The following is a 21,660-nucleotide window of genomic DNA, read 5'->3' as shown; positions in this document are numbered from 1 at the left end:
GCCGATGAATGCCAATGCCCGTTTCACCCACATGAAGGATGGCACGCAGGAAGACTGGGCGATCATCGCCGCGGATTTCAGTGCCTACGCCCGACAATTGCCATCAAGGATCGTGGCGCACCTGAAGCTGCTGGAGGGTGATTTCGGCGGCTTCCCGGTGGATCGACTGACCCACTCCCTGCAAACCGCCACCCGCGCCTGGCGTGATGGTCGCGACGAAGAGTACGTGGTCTGCGCGCTGCTCCATGACATCGGCGACACCCTGGGCTCCTACAACCACCCAGATATCGCGGCGGCGATTCTCAAGCCATTCGTGAGCGCCGAGAATTTGTGGATGGTGGAAAAGCACGGGATCTTCCAGGGCTATTACTTCTTCCACCACCTGGGCATGGACCGGCACCTGCGCGAGCAATTCAACGGCCATCCGCAATATCGGGCGACCATCGAGTTCTGCGCCAAATACGATGCGGCGGCGTTTGATCCGGCCTATGACACACTGCCGCTGAGCTTTTTCGAACCGATGATGGCGCGGTTGTTTGCGCAGCCGAAGAACTCGATCTACAAAGCGGCGATGGAGGAGCATTCGCCAGCCTGATAGATCCAGCGGGACCGCTGCGCGGTCCATTCGCGAGCAGGCTCGCTCCCACAGTTGACCGAGTAAACACGGTTAATGTGGGAGCGAGCCTGCTCGCGAAGAGGCCAGTCCAGACGCCTTGACTTTTAAGCCAGTTCCGCCACCTTCGCCGCCTTTAACTGCGCCTCCTGCGCCTGGGCATCCGCCAGCCGATACAGCTCGATCGTGCCATCCCAATGCTCGATCAACGCCGTGCACGACTCCACCCAATCGCCACAATTGAGGTAGTCCACCTCGCCGACCTTGCGAATCTCGGCATGGTGAATGTGCCCGCAGACCACGCCATGCAGCTCGCGCTTGACGCATTCATGGGCGATGGCTTCTTCAAAGTCGCTGATGAAGCTGACCGCGGTTTTCACCTTGTGCTTGAGGTATGCCGACAGCGACCAGTAACCGTAGCCATAACGGGCGCGCCAATGGTTGAGCCAGCGGTTGAGGGTCAGGGTGAATTCGTAGGCGGAATCGCCGAGAAACGCCAGCCAGCGGTGGTAACGGGTAATCACGTCGAACTGGTCGCCGTGGATCACCAGCAGATGCCGACCATCGGCGGTCACGTGCACCGCTTCGTCCACCAACTGGATATTGCCCAGGATCAGCTTCGAATAGCGGCGCAGGAATTCATCGTGGTTGCCGGTGACGTAGATCACCTCGGTGCCGCGCTTGCTCATGGTCAACAGGCGCCGGATCACGTTGGTGTGCGCCTGTGGCCAGTACATGCCGCTTCGCAGTTTCCAGCCGTCGATGATATCGCCGACCAGGTAGATTTTATCCGCGTGATAACCCTTGAGAAACTGCGAAAGGTGTTCGGCCTGGCAATCGCGCGTGCCCAGGTGCACATCGGAAATCCACAAGGTCCGCACACGTTGCTTACGGCTGGGTTTGGCGAGCTCGGCGCTGGTCATGGGCAACCCTCAGGACAAGTTTTGGCAAGCTTGCGCCAGTCGGGTTAATCGACCATGACAGCGGCAAGTCAGTCCTGTGACAACGCGCGCAGCCCACCTCGGTGTAGACTGGCCCCCTTGACCGGGAGACCTGCGATGCGCCCCATCCTCACACTTCGCCAGTACACCGAAGACCTGATCGTCCACAGTCACGAACACGCGCAACTGGTGTTCGGGCTGTCGGGTGCCCTGGATTTCGAGGTAGACGGACGTGGCAGCCAGGTGGTTCAGCAAAGTTTCGTGGTGGTCCCCTCGGGGTTTCATCATGCGTGCGGCAGCGCCAATGGCAGCCGTTGCCTGGTGCTGGATGTGCCGGGTGATCAATGGCTTGGCCAGTCCCTGGGCGATCATGCCGAGGCTAGTCGCCGCTTGCTCGATAACGCCGGCCGGTTGTCGCTGAATGCCGGACAAAGCCAGTTGGTCCATTGGCTGGCCAACAGTCCGGTCGATGATCCAGTGATTGCGCAACAAGGCGCGGTGCTGTTGCTGGCCAGCCTCAATAATGCCAGGCCCGAGAGTGTCGGCGGGCGGCGCCTGCCCTATGCGGCGCTGAATGCGCACATCGACCAATACGCCGCCTACCCGTTGCAGGTGGCCGATCTGGCCCGCGTCGCCGGCCTCTCCAGCGCTCGCTTGCATGCACGGTTCGTGGCCGAATGCGGCCAGACGCCGATGGACTACATCCGCAGCCGACGCCTGCACAAGGCGGTGGGGTTGTTGCGCGACTCTGCCCTGCCCATTGGCGAGATTGCCAGTCGAGTCGGCTACAGTTCCCAAAGTGCCTTTGCCGCCGCGGTGCTGCGCGAGTTCGGTGCATCGCCCGGCAAACTGCGGCGCGAGGCTGGCGACAAATAACGCGAGTCTGGCGACAGACACAACGGCGGCGGGCGCGGTTAAATGGCCGGGTTCAATACGATTACCAAGGATTGCCATGACTCCCCGTACCGCCCTTGGCGCTTTGCATATCGGCGCACTGATGTTCGGCCTGACCGGTGTGTTCGGCAAACTTGCCGCCGCTTCACCGGCCATCATCGTCTTCGGCCGGGCGGCGTTCGCGGTGTTGGCGCTGGCATTCTTTGCGCGGTTCGCCAGTAACACCCGCTGGCAAAGACTCGAAGCCGTTGATTGGCGCCGACTCTTGCTCAGCGGCTTGTTGTTGGCCGGACATTGGGTCAGTTTCTTTATTGCGGTGAAGGTTGCCGGCGTGGCCATCGCGACCCTGGGCTTTGCCAGCTTCCCGGCCTTTACCGTCATCCTCGAAGGGCTGATCTTCCGCGAGCGGATTCGCGCCAATGAAATCCTGCTGGTGGCGCTGGTCAGTGTCGGACTGGTGCTCGTTACGCCTGAGTTCGATCTGGCCAGCGGAGCCACGACCGGTCTGCTCTGGGCGGTGGTTTCCGGCTTGCTGTTCTCCCTGCTGTCACTGACTAACCGCGCCAGTTCCGCACGCATCCCGCCAGTGCAGGCGGCGTTGTGTCAGAACGTGGTGGTTGCCCTGTGCCTGTTGCCGGTGGCGGCACCGCAATTGAGCGCTGTGCGCCCCATCGACTGGCTGTGGATCGGCCTGCTCGGGGTATTCTGCACCGGCGTCGCCCACAGCCTGTTCGTCGCCAGCCTGGCGGTGATCAAGGCGCGGACCGCCGCAGTGGTCTTCGCCCTCGAGCCGGTGTATGGCATCACCATGGCCTGGCTATTGTTCAATGAAAACCCGACCCTGCGCATGTTGCTCGGAGGCGCGCTGATCATCGTTGCGATCGTGGTGTCCAGCAGGCTCTCAAGTAGCTCGAGCAAGAAAGCCGTTGCCGCGGAAGCGGCATCTCACTGAGTACGGTCGTTGTGTCCCAGGTCGCGGTCCGGATCGATGCGGTCGCGGACCCGCTGCTTGAGCACCTTGGCCTCGGGGAAACCGCCGTCGGCCTTGCGCTCCCAGATCTGCACATCGTCACAGAAAATGTGAAAAACCCCGCCGGTGCCGGGCACCAGAGACACTTTGCCGAGGTCGTCGCCAAAGGTACTGAGCAGCTCCTGGGCCAGCCAGGCCGCGCGCAACAGCCACTGGCACTGGGTGCAATAGGTGATGACGATTTCCGGTTTTGGGGTGGTCATGATCGGCGAAATTCCTGAAACGCAGAATAAGAATAAATGTGGCGAGGGAGCTTGCTCCCTATCAGCTGCGAAGCAGTCGTAAAAACGATGAATGCAGTGTGCCAGGATAAACGCGGCTTCTGGTTTTGGGGCCACTTCGCAGCCCAACGGGAGCAAGCTCCCTCGCCACAGTTTGTTTCAATGCAATAGATTATCGTATTCCCGCCAACAGACTGCGGGCCGTCTGTTTCAATGGCTCATTGGCTTCTTTGAGCAACTCGTCGAGCAGTTCGATGGCGCTGTCCCTATCACCGTCATCAATGCAAGTCCGGGCTTGCTCCAGTTTGCCTGCGTTACTGGGCTCGGCCGGACGATCCTGGCTCACTGTTTCGTCGAGAAAGCTGTCGTCCAGGGGCCGCGAGGCTGGTTCGATTTCCCATTCAATCTCGGGCTGCGGCAGTGCCGGTTCGCTGGATGGCGAAGTTTCAAATGGATCGACCAGGTCCCAATTCGCATCCATCGACAGGTCATCCAGGTTCAACTGGAACTCGTCGTTGGGAATGGTCTTGGGTGTCGGGGTGAAGGGCAATGCGGTGGAGGCCGCGACAGCGACCGGCCCCATTTTCGAGTGGCGGGCGCGGATGTCCTGAAGCTTTTGCGCATCAAACCCGGCATTGCGCAGGCTGTTTTCTTGCGTCTGCGCTTGCGGCACATCATTCGCAGGCGTCTCTTCTGGCTGAGCGTGCATCGATTGCAGCTCCAAAGCAGGCTGTACCGGTTCTGCGTGACTGAACAGCGGCTCATGCGGTGACGGCTGAGTGGCTGCCGATCCGAACGTTGCCTGAACCTGTTGCCGTTGACGGCGAACCCATATGGCCAGCAACAGCAACGCCAACAGCACCAACAGTCCGCCGATCAACAACCAGTCAGTCCCGGGTTCCTCGGCGATCACTGGTGCGGGAGTCACGGCAACGGGTGCAGCCGGTGCTGTTCTGGCTTGCTCGACCTCGGCCAATCGGGTTTGCAGCTCGGTCACCTGCTTTTTCTCGACGGCGATCTGCTCATCCTGTGCCTGGAGCTTCGCGTTGAGTTCATCGACAGTTGACTGCAACTGCTGGCTCTGCAAGACACTCGCCGCCAATTGCTCGGCAAGTGGGTCCGGCGTGGGTGCGGCGGCAGGTTTTGGCAGCGGTTCCCTGGGCGCAGGCGCGACGGCGGGCTGGACGCTGGGAAAGGCGGAAGCCGGAAGACTGGCCACCGACTCATCAGTGGCAGGCTCAATGCCCGGCGTTCCCGGGGGATCGATTAAAACCGTGTACTCGCGCAGCAAGCGACCGTTGGGCTGATGGAGCTGCACGAGGAAATTCAGGAAGGGTTCGTTGACAGGTTTACTGGATGTCACCTGGATCAGGCTGCGGTTGCCTCGCAGCACAGGTGTAAATTTCAGGTCGTTGAGGAAGAACCCCCGCTCGACACCTGCGCGACTGAATTCCTCTGCCGTCGCCAGGCTGACCGACAGCTCGCCGTCCTCCAGACCCGCGGCATCCACCAGGGTAATGTCGGCGCGTAGCGGTTGATTCAGCGCCGAATGCAGGGTGATTTCACCCAGGCCCAGTGCTGGCGCCAAGGCTGACCAAGTGACAGCAGCACCGGCCAGCAACCACCTGACGCAACCCCGTACAACGACTAGCCGACTCTCAAGCATGAGCATCCCTTAGGTAACCAGAACCAACTTGCACGTGATCGCACATCCGGTACGAACACGATATTGCGCAGTAGTTCTTATAGTCAGCTAAAAGCGGTCTCTCAAAAGTCTGGCCCGGTGTTGTGCCTCAAGATTTTTCCAGGTTGGCCAATATGTGCCCATGAACCCGCATGCAGACCTTCAAATCCGCCTCATCGACGCCTTCGAACAGTTCATGACGCAGTTGAGTGGCAATGGTTTCAATTTGTTCAATCAGAGGAAGCGCGGGAGCACAGAGGACGATCTTTTTCGCCCGACGGTCTTCCAGAACCGATTGGCGTTGCACCAGGCCCTGGCTTTCCAGGCTATCGAGCAGGCGGGCCAGGGTTGGTCCTTCGACGCCGACGCTTTGCGCCAGTTCACGCTGGGTCGGGGCTTCGTCGAAACGCGCCAGATGCAGCAGCACCAGCCAGCGTGCCTGAGACAGGCCGAGGCCAGCCAGACGGCGGTCCAGTTCGGCACGCCAGCCGCGCGACATCTGGGCCAGTTGCATGCCAAAGCGGTGTTGATCGGTTAACGGCATAAAACACTCATGGTTAGACTGAAATAGAGAAATACTAATTATTAGTCAGCTAAGCATGAGCCTCGACTGGAGGCAAGGCCTGTTCTGTACTGAATCGTTACATCAGTGAGACGGGTCACTTAAATCTCGAATTCGGACTGCAGCGCGGCCCGAACACAGTACAAGACCCCCTCCGGCACTCGTCCTGCGAACAAGGCTGAAATCTCCGCCACCGGCGGCAACTCGCCTTCTCCGTCGAGGAATGCATCCTGGACTTCACCCATCAAGTCTTCGGGCAAATCCAGCGCCTGCTCCAGCGATAACTGCTGTTTGCCGATGGCCTCGGCGAGCATGGTGTAGACGTTTTTTTCCGAGCATTGCAACTGACCGGCGATTTGCACCGGTGTCATGCCCGCCCGCGCCAGGGTGATCAGCTCGTGGCGCACATCGGCCACCGGCTTCGGTGCTTCGACCTGACCGCCAAGTACTTCCAGGAAGGCCTCGCCATAGCGTTCCAGCTTGCGCGCGCCGACACCGCTGACCCGGGCCATTTCCGCCAGCGAGGTTGGCTGGCTGCGCAGCATTTCCAGCAAGGTCGAATCGGGGAAAATGACGTACGGCGGCACGCCATGCTCTTCGGCGAGCTTGCGACGCAAGGCGCGCAAGGCCTCCCATTGCTCGCGCTCTTCGCCACGCACCAATTGGCTGGCCTGGCTCTTGCTGGTTTTCGCCGTGGTTTGCGCCTTGAGGTCGCGACGCAGTTCCAGGGTCACTTCCCCCTTGAGCAGCGGCCGGCACGTGTCGCTCAAGCGCAGGCCGCCGTAGCCTTCATGATCAACGTCGGCCAGGCCACGGGCCACCAACTGACGGAACAGCGAGCGCCATTCGCTCTCGCCAAGCGCCTTGCCGACACCGTACACCGACAGGTGCTGATGACCGAAACTGCGTACCTTCTCGTTGTCCTTGCCCAGCAACACATCCACCAGATGCCCTACACCGTAGCGCTGGCCGGTGCGGAAGATCGCCGACAACGCCTGACGTGCAGGCTCGGTGGCATCCCAGGTCTGCACGCCATCGATGCAGTTGTCGCAGTGGCCGCAAGGCTCTGGCATGTCTTCATCGAAATAGGCCAGCAGGGTCTGGCGACGGCAGCGGGTCTCTTCGCACAACGAGAGCATGGCATCGAGCTTGTGCTGTTCCAGGCGCTTGTGGCGTTCGTCGCCTTCGGAGTTCTGCAGCATCTGCTTGAGCATCACCACATCTTGCAGGCCGTAGGCCATCCAGGCATCCGCCGGCAGGCCATCACGGCCTCCACGCCCGGTTTCCTGGTAATAGGCCTCCAGGGATTTCGGCAAATCGAGGTGCGCGACGAAGCGCACGTTGGGCTTGTCGATGCCCATGCCGAACGCCACGGTGGCGACCATGATCAGGCCCTCCTCGTTGAGGAAGCGTTTCTGGTGATAGGCGCGCAGTTCATTGGGCAGGCCGGCGTGGTACGGCAGCGCCGGGAAGCCTTGTTCAGTGAGGAATGCAGCGACTTCCTCGACCTTTTTGCGCGACAGGCAATAAACGATGCCGGCATCGCTGCGCCGCTCGGCCAGGAAGGCCAGCAACTGCTTGCGCGGCTGTTCCTTGGGCACGATGCGGTAAAAAATGTTGGGGCGGTCGAAGCTCGACAGAAAGCGCTCCGCGTTCTGCAGGTGCAGGCGGGTGACGATTTCTTCGCGGGTGCGCTTGTCAGCGGTGGCGGTCAGGGCGATGCGCGGTACATCGGGGAACATTTCCGCCAACTGGCCCAGTTGCAGGTATTCCGGGCGGAAGTCGTGACCCCACTGCGACACGCAGTGCGCTTCGTCGATGGCGAACAGGGCGATGTTCAGCCCTTGCAGGAAGGCCAGCATGCGCGGCTGGACCAGGCGTTCCGGGGCGAGGTAAAGCATTTTCACCTCGCCGCGCCGGATGCGGGCCGCCAGATCGCGTTGCTGCTCGGCGCTGAGGGTGGAGTTCAATGCCGCGGCGGCTACGCCCAGCTCTTCGAGGGTGGCGACCTGGTCGTCCATCAAGGCGATCAACGGCGATACCACCACCGCCAGGCCTTCGCGCAGCAGCGCCGGCACCTGGAAGCACAGGGACTTGCCGCCACCGGTAGGCATCAGGACCAGGGCATCGCCGCCACTGGCCACGCGCTCAATGATTGCACCCTGGCGACCACGGAAACTGTCGTAGCCGAAGATGTCCTTGAGGACGCGTTGAGCCTGTTCGAGCATAGAAACTCCAAAAATCACCGAAACATCCCTGCAAAGGCTGGTTCAGAACCCGCAATGCTGCTCCGACAAATCGTAAGTGCGCATTGCATGACGCTTTACATTTCAGCCGTGACGCCAGCAGGGCATCACAAAACGCGCGAGTATACCCGAGCCCTGACCGGCAAAGGGCGCCACTGAGAAGACACCCGAATGCGATTGCAATGCAAAAACCTGTGGGAGCGAGCCTGCTCGTGAAAGCGATGGGTCAGTAAACATTGATGTTGAATGTAATGCCGCATTCGCGAGCAGGCTCGCTCCCACAAGGATTACGGTGTTGCGCAAGGTCGCAATGGCGCAAATCTGCCGCGCGGCTGGCCCAAGCGCTCAAGAAGGCCTAGAATTCCCGCATCGAATATTCCCCAAGGTAGCCCTTTAATGTCCTTCGCTGAGCAACTAACCCGCCTGCAAGTCTTCCTCGACGCCGATGAACTGCATGACGAGGCGCTGGACTACGTGGCCGCCCACGGCTACCTCACCGCGCTGTCGATCTGTTCTGAAGCCGTTCCCGATCGTGAGTGGATCGACGCACTTTTCGCTGAGGAGCCGCATTACAGCAGCGAAGCCCAGCGCGAAGAGATCGAAGCCACGTTGATCGGCCTCAAGGCGCACATCGCCCGTCAACTGGCCTCCGATGAAGAGTTCGAGCTGCCGTGCGATCTCGACCTGGGCGACGATCCGGACGATTCCGAACTGCGCGGCTGGTGCATCGGCTTCATGGAAGGCGTGTTCCTGCGCGAAGAAGCCTGGTTCGAAACCGCCGAAGACGAAGTCAGCGAAATGCTGCTGCCGATCATGGTCGGTTCGGGACTGTTCGACGAGCAACCGGAGTTCTCCGACATTGCCGCCGATGCCAACCTGATGGATGACATGATCGTGCAGATCCCGGAAGCCCTGACTGCGCTGTACCTGCTGTGCAACGCACCAGACGAAAAACCGGCGATTCTCAAGCCTCGTCACCACTAAGGTCCTGCCTATGGACAACCCCATAGGCAACCGCCCCCTGATGTTGCGCTACGTGCTGCTGGCCATCGGCTGCCTGAGCGTAGCGCTGGGGGTGATCGGGATTTTCCTGCCGGTGTTGCCCACCACTCCCTTCCTGTTGCTGGCAGCCGCCTGTTTCGCCCGCAGTTCACCCCGTTTCTATCAATGGCTGGTGCAGCATCCACGGCTTGGGCCATGGATTCGCGACTATCTCGATGGCAATGGCATTCCGCTCAAGGGCAAGGTCTACGCCATTGGCCTGATGTGGATGAGTATTCTGTTTTCCTGTTATCTGGTGCCGATGCCCTGGGCACGCGGGTTCATGCTGACCAGTGCGGTGTTGGTGACGGTTTATATTCTCAGGCAGAAGACGCTGCGCAGGTCTTGACCGCTCTTGATTGGGGGCATATCTGTTTCTTCGGTAATGGCGGCTGACGGTTTCGCTCTTACAGCGAGCCACTTGGAAGCGCCCCAAGTAACCAAGGGCTCTTGCCCCTTTCGTTCGGTGCCTCGCTGTGGCTCGGCATGCCCTCGCTCCGGTCCTGCTCCGTGGGCCCGCCGCGATCGGCCTCTCGAGGGGCGGGCACCGCGAAAAGCCAATGCGAGGCGGCCTGACAGCCGACCTGGTTGCAGGCTTGACTGCGATCACATTGTGGGAGCGAGCCTGCTCGCGAAAAACGCCCGGACCACGCGATCCTCCAGACAGGGCGCGTTATCGTTGACGTCCTTCGCGAGCAGGCTCGCTCCCACAGGGGAATGAGCACATCCGCCAAGTCAGGTCGGCTATAAGGCCGCCTTGTTTTGGCTTTGGATCTGGGCGCCCCGTTAAACCACGATGGCCGAACGCAGGTATTGCTCCGGGGGTAAACCGGCAGGACGCCGGTTTAGCCGCGCTGGGCCAGGGATGGCCCATCTCGGCGGCCCATGGAGCAATGCCGGAGTGAGGGCATGCCGAGCCTAGGCGAGGCACCGAGTGGTGGGGCAAGAGCCCTTGGTTACTTGGGGCTTTTCCAAGTGACTCGCCGTAAGGGCGAAACCATAAGTCGCCGTTACCGCAGGAATGGATATGTACACCTTCAAAAACTACGTCGCGCAACACATAGCTTCCGCGAGCAGGCTCGCTCCCACAATAAGACGCTGAACATCCTCAACAAACGGTCCCCGTTCGCCGACGACCAGCCCTCCCCCAACCCAAACACCACCTAGACTTTACAAATCCGCACCCGAGCAGCCCGACATGCCTCGCAGTCCGCGTAGTCAAGGATGGCCAACGCCCCGGCTTGGGTTCGGCGGATGGCTGTTGCTGGCCGGTTTTCTGCTGACCCTGCTGAGCAGTGTCCGGGCCGACCGGGATTTCGCGCAGATCCTGCAAAACGCCGAAAAACGCTACGGCACCCTCGGCCCGGCACGGGAGCGAATCGAGGCCTGGAGCCAAATGCTGCAAGGCGAACGCAATGCACCTGAGCGCGAGCAACTGAATGCGGTGAATCGCTTCTTCAATCAGCAATTGAGTTTTCAGGACGACACGCGCATCTGGCGGCAGATTGATTACTGGGCCACGCCCGTCGAATCCTTGATCAAGGGTGCCGCCGACTGCGAGGACTACGCCCTGGCGAAATATTTCAGCCTGCGCCGCCTCGGGGTTCCCAGCGAAAAACTGCGAATCACCTACGTCAAGGCGCTGGCCCAGAATCAGGCGCACATGGTGCTGACCTTCTATGCCAGCCCCACTGCCGATCCGCTGGTGCTGGACAACCTGATTGGTGACATCCGTCCTGCCTCGCAGCGCAAAGACCTGCTGCCGGTGTATGCCTTCAACGCCGAAGGCTTGTACCTGCCGGGAGCCAATGGCGGCAAACGCAGCAGCGACTCGAAAAAACTGTCGCGTTGGCAAGACGTACTGCAAAAGATGCAGACTGAAGGCTTCGCCGTGGGCGATGGCTGAAGACATCAGCAAGGAGCATTCCATGAAACTGCGCAACCAGTTGTTTCTCGCCATCTGCCTGTTCCTGCTGGTGGCGTTCAGCGGCAGTTTTTTTGTCAGCCTGGAAAGCTCTCGCGAACAGATGCTCGGCCAGTTGCGCTCCCACGCCCAGGACGCGGCCACGGCGTTGGGCCTGTCGTTGACCGCGCAGATCGATGATCCGGCCATGATGGAATTGATGGTCAGCTCGATTTTCGACAGTGGCTACTTCAACAGCATTCGAATCATCGACATCAAGGACGAGCAGGTACTGGTGGAGCGAAGCGCTCCGGCGCGGATCGAAGGCGTGCCAGGCTGGTTTGTCAGTCTGGTCAACCTGCGTCATCAGGGCGGTGATGCGTTGATCATGCGCGATTGGGAGCAGGCGGCACGGGTCGAGGTGCTGAGCAATCCACAGTTTGCCCTGGCCAAGCTCTGGGACAGCACCCTCGGCAGCCTGATCTGGTTGGTCGTGTGCGGATTGCTCAGCGCCATATTCGGTGGCTGGCTGTTGCGTCGACAACTTCGTCCACTCGAAACTTTGGTCAAACAAGCCGAAGCCATCAGTAAACGCGAGTTCCTGAGCCTGCCGAAACTGCCCCGCACGCCGGAATTGAAACGTGTGGTACTGGCGATGAATCAGATGGTCGAGAAACTCAAGGCGTTGTTCAGCGAAGAGGCAGCGCGTAGTGAAAAGTTACGCAGCGAGTCCTATCAAGACAGCCTGACCGGGCTGGCCAACCGACGCTTGCTGGATGAACAACTGGCGGACCATTTACTGGTCGCCGAGCAACATTGCGACGGTCATTTGCTGATGTTGCGAATCAACGACCTGACCGGGCTCAACCAGCGCCTGGGCGGCCAACGCACTGATGCGTTGATCAGCGCGGTCGGCGAATTGCTCAAGCGTCTGACCCGCTTGCCGGAGCGACGCACCTGGTTGGCGGCGCGCAATCGCGGGGGCGAATTCAGCCTCTTGACGCCAGGCCTGGATGCCGAGGACGCCGCACGCCTGGCTGCCGAAATCAGTGCCACCCTGGAAAACCTGCGCCAGACCGGTGCCAGTGACTGCATGCCGGTCGCGCATCTGGGCATCGTCGCCTACCACCCCGGCGAACCGTCCAACGATGTGCTTGTGCGACTGGATCAGGCGCTGACCCAGGCCGGCCAACATCCCGAGCGACCCTGGGTGCTGCTGGACCACGGCGAGAGTGCACCGAACCCGACCCCGTACGATTGGCGCGGCTGGATCGACGACGCGCTGACCCAAGGCAAATTGCAGTTGTATTTCCAGCCGGTGGTGCAATGCGCCGATACCAGTGAGGTGTTGCATCACAAAGTCCTCGCACGCTTGCTCGACCCGCAGGGCCAGGCGATTGCAGCCGGGCATTTTCTGCCGTGGATCGAGCGTCTTGGCTGGTCGGCACGCTTCGATCTGGCCATGCTCGAAGCCACCCTCGATTACCTTGCCGTCAATCGCTGGCCGCTGGCGCTGAGCCTGTCCGGCAGCACCTTGCGTGATCAGCAGCAGCTGCAGCTGATCATCGACATGCTCGAATCACTGCCGGAACTGGCGCCGTTGCTGACTCTGGAAATCGATGAACGCCAACTGCCGCCTCCCGAGCAACTGCAGCGACTCAGTCATAGCCTGCTCGACACCGGCTACCGCATCGGCCTGCAGCATTTCGGCGGCAGCTTCAGCCAGATCGGCAACCTCACCCAACTGGGCCTGGCTTATCTGAAAATCGATGGCGCCTACATCCGGCATATCGATGCACAACGCGATAAACGGCTGTTCATCGAGGCGATCTTCAGGGCGACCAACAGCATTGATTTGCCGTTGATCGCGGAAATGGTCGAGACCCAGGGCGAGCTGGAGGCCATCAGGGAATTGGGGGTCTTCGGGGTGATGGGCAGGTTGATCGGGCCACCGGAGCCGATGTGATTTCGTCAGGCAGAACGGTGGGAGCGAGCCTGCTCGCGAATGCGATTGCACAATCAACAGGGTTGCTGACTGAACCATCGCTTTCGCGAGCAGGGTCGCTCCCACAGGGATTAGTGTGAGCCGGCCCCTCAGGTCACACGGTATCCACCTTCAACGAATGATCGTTGAGCATGCCGTTGATGATGGTCGCCGAGTCCGCACCGGAGATCACCCCGCCCGCCCCCGGGGTGACACCGTAATGGCTGGCCAGGTTGACGCCGGCCAGGTCGATGGTCTGGTTCGGCGCAGCACCGGCCATGGCGCTGACGTCGATGCTGGTCACCAGTGACGCGCCGCTGCCGCTGACGGTGAAGTGCAGGTAGTCATCCAGCGAAGCCGCAGTGCCGTTTTCCCCTTGCAGCAGTTGCGACAGATCGAGTTTGTCGGTGCCCGGCGTGAAGTCGGTGATCACATCATGGCCGCTGTTGCCCTTGAACCACTGGAAGGTGTCGGCGCCGCTGCCGCCGGTCAGGGTGTTGTTGCCCAGGCCGCCGATCAGGAAATCGTCGCCGCCCTCGCCCTTGAGCACGTCGTTGCCCAGGCCACCGGTGATGATGTTGCTGTTGTTGTCACCGGTCAGGCTGTCGTTGAAGTTCGAGCCGACGAGGTTCTCGATGCCTGTCAGGGTGTCAGTGCCAGCGCCCAGCGTATTCTGTGGCCCGCTCGTCCCCAGATTGACCGTGACGTCCGCCGTGGCATGGGCGTAGCTGGCGGTATCGTTGCCGGTGCCGCCGTCGAGCAGGTCATTGCCTACGCCGCTGAACAGCAAGTCATTGCCGGCGCCGCCGTGCAATTCGTTGTTGCCGGTGCCTGCGGTGAGGATGTCATTGCCGTCACCGGCATTGAGGATGTTGTCGCCGCTGCCCGCCACCAGCGTATCGTTGCCGGCGGTACCGGTGAGGGTATGGCCATTCTGGTAGCTGATGGTCACGTTGGCGCTGTCGCTGCCGCCATGGTTGTCACTGGCGGTGTAGGTGCCGTGGTAGTCCGGGGTGATGTCATGCGCCCCGGAATAATCGAGCTTCATTGTCAGTTGGTAGCCTTCCGAATTGTTGACGCCGCTGCCACTGGTATTGGTGATGTTGGTGATGTGGATCTGGTACACACCATCCGCCGCCGCGGTAATGGTCTGGCCATCAGCCAGGGCAATCCAGGCGCCGCCATTGATGGAGTACTCCATGGCGATACGCCCGGCTGCCAGGTTGTGGTCCAGGTTGAGGGTTTCACCTTGTTTGAGGTTGACGGTGATTCGGTCCTCATCGTTGGTGTTGGCCGCAGTGACCGGGCCAAGGTAACCACTGACCACCAGTAGTGCGGTCATGGTTGCGGTATTGGCCGCAAACGACTCGCGCACATTGGCCAGGTTCTGGTTGCTCGGTTTGACGCCGCTGCCGGAGAAGTCGATCGCACCGGAACCCTTGAAGTCCGCGCCTTTGCCGACCCAGCCTGTGTAGTAGTTGCTCGGCGATGCGCTCAGCGGATCGCCATCGGGGTCAGTGTCATTGGCCAGCAGCAGCTCGCCCGGCACCGTGATGTTGCCCGAGAGTACGTTGGTGATGATGTGATCATCGGCGGCCACCGGTGGTGCATTCGGAATGACTTTGACCACCAGGGTCGAACTGGCGAGATCGCCGTCGTTGTCGCTGACGGTGAAGCCGATGTTTTCGGTGAGCACCACTGAGGTGGTTTTCTGCGATACGTAGCTGTATTCGCCGGTATCGAGATTCACCACCAGAGTGCCCTTGTTGTCGGTGGCGATACTCAGGGTGTTGTTGACCGTGTTGAAGGTGCCATGGTTGGCGCCGCCGCTGAAGTTCAGCGAACCCTGGTTGCTGTTGCCTTTCGGATCATAGGTGTAGGTGGTGCCGTCGACGGTGATGGTTTTGATGAAGCCACCATCGGCCCCGAACGTACCGCCCTCGCCCAGCAACGAACCGGTCACCGGCGCGCCGATGACGGTACCCGAGAGCACCGAGTTGAGCTGGCCGAGGTCGGTGACGATCACCGCATTGGTATTGGTGCCAGTGCCGGTACCGTCATAAGCCAGTGGATCGAGGGCGTCATTGTCGACGCCTTTACCCAGGCCGATCGCGTAGCTCTTGATTTGATTATCGGTGAGGAACTCTTTCCAGTCCGCCTCGTCCCCTCCACCAATGGAGCCTTCGTTGGGTTTGCCGTCGGAGAAGAAGTAGCCGACGTTCTGTGCGCCGGTCAGTTTGCCGTTGGTGTTGAACGCGTCCTGCGCCACATCCACCGCCGCGTCGTAATTGGTGCCACCGCCCGCCGTCAGGCCGGAGATAATCGATTTGGCCGTCGCTACATCGACCCATACCGAAGTCTTGTCGGTGGCGTTGCTGCTGAATGTCACGATCTGCACTTTGACGTCGCCCAGGTCATCGTACTTGTCGAGCAAGGCGCTGATCGCCTGCTTGGCCAGTTCCAGGCGCGACAACCCCGGCACGCCGGATGCGTCGGCCATGCTGCCGGATACGTCGATGATCAGCAGCAGATTGGAATCGATCTCCACAGCCGCCACGGAACGCTCCGAAGCGACGGCTTTAGGCACGTCATCGACGATGTTGACCACGATGGTGCTGGTGGTGCTGTTACCCCCCGCATCGGTGGCTTTGTAGGTGAAGCTTTCGCTCAGGGTGTTCGGACCATCGTTGGCACCCGGCGCGGTTTTCGGCGCCGAGGTCAGGGTGTAGGTGTAGGTGCCGTTGGGGTTGAGCAGGATCTGCCCGTACGTCCCGGTGGCGCTGCCGACCAGGGTGTAAGTGATCGCACCGCTGGCGCCGGTGACCGAACCGACCAGGGTACCGCTGGCCGTTTCACCGGTATTGCCCGGTTCGCTGCCGGTGACGGTGCCGGCCGCCAGATCCTGTCCGTCCTTGCCCGTATCCAGGGCTTTTTCGTAGACCGTCACGTCGCTGTCAGTGACCGCTTTGATGTTGCTGTTGCAGACATCAATGGTGATGGTGGTGGTGCTTTGATCGCCATCGGCATCGCGCACGGTATAGGTGAACGTATCGGTAGCCCCCGGTGCAGCGACCGAGTTCGGGTTGCTGTGATAGACCGCGTTGCCGGCGGCGTCCAGGGTCAGGTAGCCGTAGTTGCCGTTGATCTGCGTGTTGAGGCCGCCCACTGCCGAAGTCGAGGTGTTGCTGCCGGCCCGCACGCCGATCACCGCGGCCAGGCCGTCGGCACCGCCGATGTCGTTGTCCAGCACATTACCGCTGACCGTGCCGCCTTCGATCACAGAGGCGGTGTCGGCTTTGGCGGTCGGCAAATCATCGACGATGTTGACGTTGATCTGCCCGGACACCGTGCTGCCGTCGGTGTCGGTAGCGACCACGTTGAAGTTCTCGGTAATGCTGTTGGCACCGTTGGCATTCGGGTGGGTCTCGTTGTCCACCAGGGTGTATTTGTAGCTGACCACGCCAGTGGCCGGGTTGTAACCGGTGATGGTCAGGGTGCTGCCCAGCGGCGTGACGATCGATTGCGGGAAACCGGCGGCCACGCCTCCGGTGACCACGGCGATACCGCCGACGGTCAGGGTTTGCAGGCCATCCAGCGCGGTGACGGTGAACGTGCCGCTCTGGGTCAGCGCCGGTGCGTTGGGATGGGAGCCGTCGCTGAGGTTCTTTTCATAGACCGTCAGCTCGCCACAATCGACATCCAGACCCTTGATGATGACCAGATCGTTGTTGTTATGGACGTTCAGCACCAGGTTGGCGGTGCTGATATCGCCGTCGGCATCAGTGAGGGTGTAGGTGAAGGTTTCTGTCCCGTTGCCACCACCGTGCAGGGCTTTGAAATCCACATCGTTGGTGTTGAGGGTGTAGGTGTAGGTGCCATTGGCGTTCAACACCAGGGTGCCGTACTTACCGACGAAGGTACCCGCGGTGATCGGACCGCTATGGGGGCCGGTCGCCACGCTATCGGCGCCTTGCACGTCGTTGGTCAGCACGTTGCCGTTGAGGGTGAGCAACGACTCCGACGCCGTGTGGGCGTTGCTGTCATTCATCGCTTTGGGCACGTCATCGACGATGTCGACCACGAGGGTGCTGGTGACGACGTTGCCCAGGGAGTCGGTAGCCTTGTAGGTGAAGGTTTCGTGCGTGACATTGGCGCCGTCATTGGCATGCGGCGTCGTGCCGGGCGGTGAAGTCAGGGTGTAGGTGTAGGTGCCGTTCGGGTTGAGGTGAATCTGCCCGTAAGCCCCGGTGGCGCTGCCGACCAGGGTGTAGGTGATCGCACCGACAGCGCCGGTGACCGAGCCGACCAGGGTGCCGCTGGCGGTTTCGCCGGTGCTGCCGGGCTGGCTGCCGGCGACCGTACCGGCGGCCAGGTCCTGGCCGTCCTTGTTCAGGTCGAGGGCTTTTTCGTACACGGTCACGTCGGTGTCGCTGACCGCTCTCAGGCAACTGTTGTACACGTCGATGGTGATGGTGGTGGTGCTTTCATCGCCATCGGCATCACGCACGGTGTAGGTGAAGACGTCGATCGCACCGGGGCCGCTCACCGCGTTGGGGTTGCTGTGGTAGACCGCGTTGCCCTGGGCATCGAGGGTCAGGTAGCCGTAGGCACCATTGATCTGGCTGTTCAAGCCGCCGATGGCCGAGGTCGAGGTATCCGACCCGGCACGCACGCCGACCACCGCACCGCTGGCGGCCGGACCGTCGGCGCCGCCGATGTCGTTGTCCAGCACGTTGCCGCTGGCGGTGCCGCCCTCCCGCACGGAGGCCGCGTCGGCTTTGGCGGTCGGCAGGTCGTCGACAATGTTGACGTTGATCTGTCCGGTGGCGGTGCTGCCGTCGGTGTCGGTGGCGACGACGTTGAAATTCTCGGTGATGCTGTTGGCGCCGTTGGCACTCGGGTGGGCTTCGTTGTTCACCAGGGTGTAGCTGTAGCTGACCACACCGGTGACCGGGTTGTAGCCGGTGATGGTCAGGGTGCTGCCCAGCGGCGTGACGATCGATTGCGGGAAACCGGCAGCCACGCCACCGCTGACCAGGGTGATTCCACCCACGGTCAGGGTTTGCAGGCCATCGAGCGCGGTGATGGTGAAGGTGCCGCTCTGGGTCAGGGCCGGGGCATTGGGGCTGGTGCCGTCGCTGAGGTTTTTCTCATGGACCGTCAGTTCGCCGCCAGATACGTCGAGACCGTTGAGGGTCACGCCATCGTCGTTGTTGTGGATGTTCAGCACCAGGTTGGCGGTGCTGGTGTCGCCGTCGGCATCGGTGAGGGTGTAGGTGAAGGTTTCGGTGCCGTTGCCACCGCCGTGCAGGGCTTTGAAGTCCGCATCGTTGGTATTCAGGGTGTAGGTGTAAGTGCCATTGGCGTTCAGCACCAGGGTGCCGTACTTACCGACGAAAGTGCCGGGGGTGATCGGGCCGGCGTTTTCACCGACCGGCACACGGTCGGCGCCTTGCACGTCGTTGGTCAGCACATTGCCGTTCAGGGTCTGCTGGGTTTCCGATGCCGTGCCATTGCCGTCATCGACCGCTTTGGGCACATCGTCGGTGATGTTGACGTCCAGGGAACCGGTGGCGGTGTCGCCGTTGCTGTCGCCGGCTACCACGGTGAAGTGCTCGCTGAGGGTAGTGCCGTCACCGGACGTATGGGTCTCGTTGTCGTTGAGGGTGTAGCTGTAACTCACCACACCGGTGGCCGGGTTGTAACCGGTGATGGTCAGGGTGCTGCCCAGCGGCGTGGTGATCGACTGCGGGAAGCCCACGGCGACACCGCCGCTGATGATGTTGATCCCGCCGATGCTCAGGCTGGTCAGCCCGTCGGGCGCCGTGACGGTGAAGGTACCGCTCTTGGTCAGCGCGCCGGGATTGCTCGCCGAGCCGTCGGCGAGGTTGGCTTCGTTGAGGGTCAGTTCGCCGCCTTTTACCGAGAGGCCGTCGAGGGTGACCGGATTGTTCACGACAGGCGTGATCACCGGCTCAGCGTCGGGGTCGGCATCACCTTCGTGCCGCTCTTCGGGAAACTCGGGAATGCCATTGAAACCGGCGGTGGGGAAGCCAATGATCGGATCGACCCGCCCGCCCACTTCTTCAAGCAATACAAAACTGTGGCCCCCACCCAGTGCACCACCGGCAGGACCGGTCGAACCCGGCCCGGCCGCCGTCGCTTCAGCGGTTTGCGTCGGGTCGTCACCGGCAGCAATGGCTTTTTGCAGTTGCTCGACATCGGTGAGCTGTGCCTGGGTCGGCGTCACCGCCTCTGCCGTGTCCACACGGGGTGGCTGATGCGCCAATAACTGGGAGGTCATTTGCAGGCTGCTGCCCCTTCCGAGGGTCAGTTCCTGGCCATTTTGCAGATGCACCGCCACGGCCCCTTCGGCCCCGGTACTGAGCTGATCACCGGCGAACAATCGGTCGCCCTCGATCAGAACGCGACGGGTGCCGTCGCCCCCTGTCGCGAACACCTGACCGATGACTTTACTGACGATACCGATGAGCGTAGCCATGTGCACTTCCTCCGTTGCCAACCGCTGTCGGCACCTTTTTTGTTGCGGAGAACATGCTCATGGATGGCTCAAACGGGTCGCCCGGCGGATCGTCTACCCGATCAGCGGCATTACCTGAGTAAGCCGCTGCCCCGGCGACGATCTCGCCCAGCGTGTTGCTCACGGGCGTCGTCCACGGTGGGAATAAAACCCTTTGCGATCAATGGCATCGAGTTCCACATCCGAGACAACTTGCCCTGCGAGCGATGCGTAACGGTTCTGAATCACCCGAGTGACAAAAAACCGTCACCCAATTTCCGTTACACGTCCCTCCCCTCCAGCACCTCTCCGCCCTATGTCGATAAATGGATCGGAACTTTTCCAAGCCCTGATGAGCGCCCTAAAGCTCATAAATCAAGGGCTTCGCAATTGAACAATGTGCTGGATTTTGCAGAGCGCATAAGTTTTTTTCGGCATAAACCTTATGAGAAATACTTCTTAGGTTCTCTCCAGAATGTTCTTAGCTCTGTTGTTAAAAGCATGAAACGGTTTGCCTATAAATGTCGTCAAATAATTGGCGACTCATAAAGCACCATCAGGACTCAGGGAGATGTACCCATGCGCCTTTTAACCCCCCTCTACACCGCCGTTTTATTGGCCATGGCCTGCACCTCTCAGGCTCAAGCCATGTCATTGACCGAAGCGATCCAGAGCACCATTGCGACCCACCCGGAATTGGCGTCGCGGGTGGACAGCCGTCTGTCGGCCGATGAAGACGTGAAGGTCGCCAAGGGGGGCTTTTATCCATCGGTTGACTTGAACGCCGCCTATGGACGCGGGTACAGCGATAACACCAATACGCGCGCGTTCGGCGATCACCACACGGAAATCCTCAACTACACCCAATCGGAATTGCGCCTGCGGCAGATGCTCTTCGATGGCTTCAATACCGCCAACGAGGTCGAGCGCACCAAGGGCGTGGTCAACTCCCGGGCCTATTACGCTCAGGGCACCGCCCAGGACCTGGCCCTGCGCACCGTCGAGGTTTATCTCGAAGTCCTCAAGCGTCGTGAACTGGTGACGCTGGCCAAGAACAACCTGCAAGCGCACTTGCGGGTCAACGACCAGATCGGCCTGCGTACCGAACGCGGTGTCGGCAGTAACGCCGACGCCGACCAGTCCACCGCTCGTCGGGCACTGGCGGAGAACAACCTCGACACCGCCGAGGTGGACCTGGCCGACGCCGAGTCGAACTTCTACGCCGTCGTCGGACGCATGCCCGATGAACTGGAAACCCCGCCCTCGACCCGCGGCGAGCTGCCGGCCAGCCTGCCCGAAGCCCAACAGAGCATGGTGGAAAACAACCCCTACCTGAAATCCGCCCAGGCCGACGTGCAATCGGCCGAGAGCCAGTACGAGGTTGCCAAGTCGCCGTTTTACCCACGTTTCGATGCAGAGGCCGCGGTGGGCGCGAACAACAACATCGCCGGCGAAGAGGGCCATGACAACGAATGGCGGGTCGGGGTGGTGATGAACTACAACCTGTTCCGCGGCGGCAGCGACAAGGCGCGCCTGCAATCCAACGCCCACAAGATCAATCAGGCCATGGACATCCGCAACAACGCCCTGCGCCAGCTCAACGAAAACATTCACCTGGCCTGGAACGCCATGGTCAACGCCAAGAAGCAAACCCCGACCGCCCGTGAATATGCCGAAACCAGTAAACGCGTGCGCCTGGCCTATCAGGATCAGTTCGGCCTCGGCCAACGCACCCTGCTCGACCTGCTGGACAGTGAAAACGAACTCTACAACGCCAACCGCCGTTACACCGAAGTGCGCTACACCGAGGAATTTTCGATGTACCGGGTATTGGCGAACATGGGCCAGTTATTGAGCAAACAGCGGGTGGTGTTGCCCGCCGATGCGATCGCCCAGACCGAAGTGAAAAACGAAGCGCGTTTGCCTGAACTCAAATAAGACCCCCTGTAGGAGCGAGCATGCTCGCGGTGATGACGCGGGATGCCTGACACCCCGCGGCGCTCTCAGGTTCATCGTCGGAA

General features: G+C 61.0%; 14 protein-coding genes. 8 read left to right on the top strand and 6 right to left on the bottom strand.

What is annotated here, in order from left to right:
* Window positions 1-4 precede the first annotated feature (4 nt).
* Window positions 5-595, top strand: coding sequence for an HD domain-containing protein (locus CKW21_RS24305; protein WP_095196429.1), 591 nt, complete (start codon window positions 5-7; stop codon window positions 593-595).
* Window positions 596-720: 125 nt separating this feature from the next.
* Here CKW21_RS24305 and CKW21_RS24300 read toward each other — a convergent pair whose 3' ends face one another.
* Window positions 721-1,536, bottom strand: a complete 816-nt coding sequence (locus tag CKW21_RS24300; RefSeq protein ID WP_095196428.1) for a UDP-2,3-diacylglucosamine diphosphatase — start codon at window positions 1,534-1,536, stop codon at window positions 721-723.
* 135 nt (window positions 1,537-1,671) lie between these two features.
* Between CKW21_RS24300 and CKW21_RS24295 the strand changes: the two genes are divergently transcribed.
* Both CKW21_RS24295 and CKW21_RS24290 read left to right on the top strand, forming a co-directional pair.
* On the top strand, window positions 1,672-2,430 hold the full coding sequence (locus tag CKW21_RS24295) for an AraC family transcriptional regulator (RefSeq protein ID WP_095196427.1): 759 nt from the start codon (window positions 1,672-1,674) through the stop codon (window positions 2,428-2,430).
* A gap of 76 nt (window positions 2,431-2,506) precedes the next feature.
* Window positions 2,507-3,400 (top strand): DMT family transporter, encoded by an 894-nt coding sequence (locus CKW21_RS24290; protein WP_095196426.1) that lies wholly within the window; start codon window positions 2,507-2,509, stop codon window positions 3,398-3,400.
* Here CKW21_RS24290 and CKW21_RS24285 read toward each other — a convergent pair.
* The 4 genes from CKW21_RS24285 to recQ form a co-directional block, all read right to left on the bottom strand.
* Window positions 3,394-3,681, bottom strand: a complete 288-nt coding sequence (locus CKW21_RS24285; RefSeq protein WP_095196425.1) for a SelT/SelW/SelH family protein — start codon at window positions 3,679-3,681, stop codon at window positions 3,394-3,396. The genes CKW21_RS24290 and CKW21_RS24285 overlap by 7 nt on opposite strands.
* Before the next feature lie 190 nt (window positions 3,682-3,871).
* Window positions 3,872-5,365, bottom strand: coding sequence for a FimV/HubP family polar landmark protein (locus tag CKW21_RS24280; protein ID WP_095196542.1), 1,494 nt, complete (start codon window positions 5,363-5,365; stop codon window positions 3,872-3,874).
* A 127-nt stretch (window positions 5,366-5,492) separates the two neighbouring features.
* On the bottom strand, window positions 5,493-5,927 hold the full coding sequence (locus tag CKW21_RS24275) for a MarR family transcriptional regulator (protein ID WP_095196424.1): 435 nt from the start codon (window positions 5,925-5,927) through the stop codon (window positions 5,493-5,495).
* 119 nt (window positions 5,928-6,046) lie between these two features.
* Entirely contained in the window at window positions 6,047-8,173 is a 2,127-nt protein-coding gene (recQ, locus tag CKW21_RS24270) for a DNA helicase RecQ (protein ID WP_095196423.1), read from the bottom strand.
* Window positions 8,174-8,587: 414 nt separating this feature from the next.
* Here recQ and CKW21_RS24265 point away from each other — a divergent pair, with 414 nt between their 5' ends.
* From CKW21_RS24265 to lapD, 4 genes are all read left to right on the top strand, one after another.
* The gene (locus CKW21_RS24265) at window positions 8,588-9,175 is read left to right on the top strand and encodes a YecA family protein (protein WP_007984167.1); all 588 of its coding nucleotides are present in this window, start codon (window positions 8,588-8,590) and stop codon (window positions 9,173-9,175) included.
* 10 nt (window positions 9,176-9,185) lie between these two features.
* Window positions 9,186-9,581 carry a YbaN family protein gene (locus tag CKW21_RS24260; RefSeq protein ID WP_095196422.1) on the top strand — a complete coding sequence of 132 codons (396 nt, stop codon included), beginning with the start codon at window positions 9,186-9,188 and terminating at the stop codon, window positions 9,579-9,581.
* Window positions 9,582-10,430: 849 nt separating this feature from the next.
* A complete protein-coding gene (gene lapG, locus CKW21_RS24250) occupies window positions 10,431-11,138 on the top strand; it encodes a cysteine protease LapG (RefSeq protein ID WP_095196420.1) in 708 nt (235 codons plus the stop codon).
* A 22-nt stretch (window positions 11,139-11,160) separates the two neighbouring features.
* A complete protein-coding gene (gene lapD / locus CKW21_RS24245) occupies window positions 11,161-13,101 on the top strand; it encodes a cyclic di-GMP receptor LapD (RefSeq protein ID WP_095196419.1) in 1,941 nt (646 codons plus the stop codon).
* A gap of 133 nt (window positions 13,102-13,234) precedes the next feature.
* Here the strand turns inward: lapD and CKW21_RS24240 are convergent, their stop codons facing one another.
* The gene (locus tag CKW21_RS24240; RefSeq protein WP_095196418.1) at window positions 13,235-19,621 is read right to left on the bottom strand and encodes a retention module-containing protein; all 6,387 of its coding nucleotides are present in this window, start codon (window positions 19,619-19,621) and stop codon (window positions 13,235-13,237) included.
* A 597-nt stretch (window positions 19,622-20,218) separates the two neighbouring features.
* On the opposite strand from CKW21_RS24240, the gene CKW21_RS24235 reads away from it, so the two are divergent.
* Window positions 20,219-21,577 (top strand): TolC family outer membrane protein, encoded by a 1,359-nt coding sequence (locus CKW21_RS24235; RefSeq protein WP_095196417.1) that lies wholly within the window; start codon window positions 20,219-20,221, stop codon window positions 21,575-21,577.
* The last annotated feature ends 83 nt before the right edge of the window (window positions 21,578-21,660 follow it).

The organism is Pseudomonas sp. Irchel 3A7, from assembly GCF_900187565.1.
Taxonomy (GTDB): Bacteria; Pseudomonadota; Gammaproteobacteria; order Pseudomonadales; family Pseudomonadaceae; genus Aquipseudomonas.
This window is presented reverse-complemented; position numbering and strand designations above follow the sequence as displayed.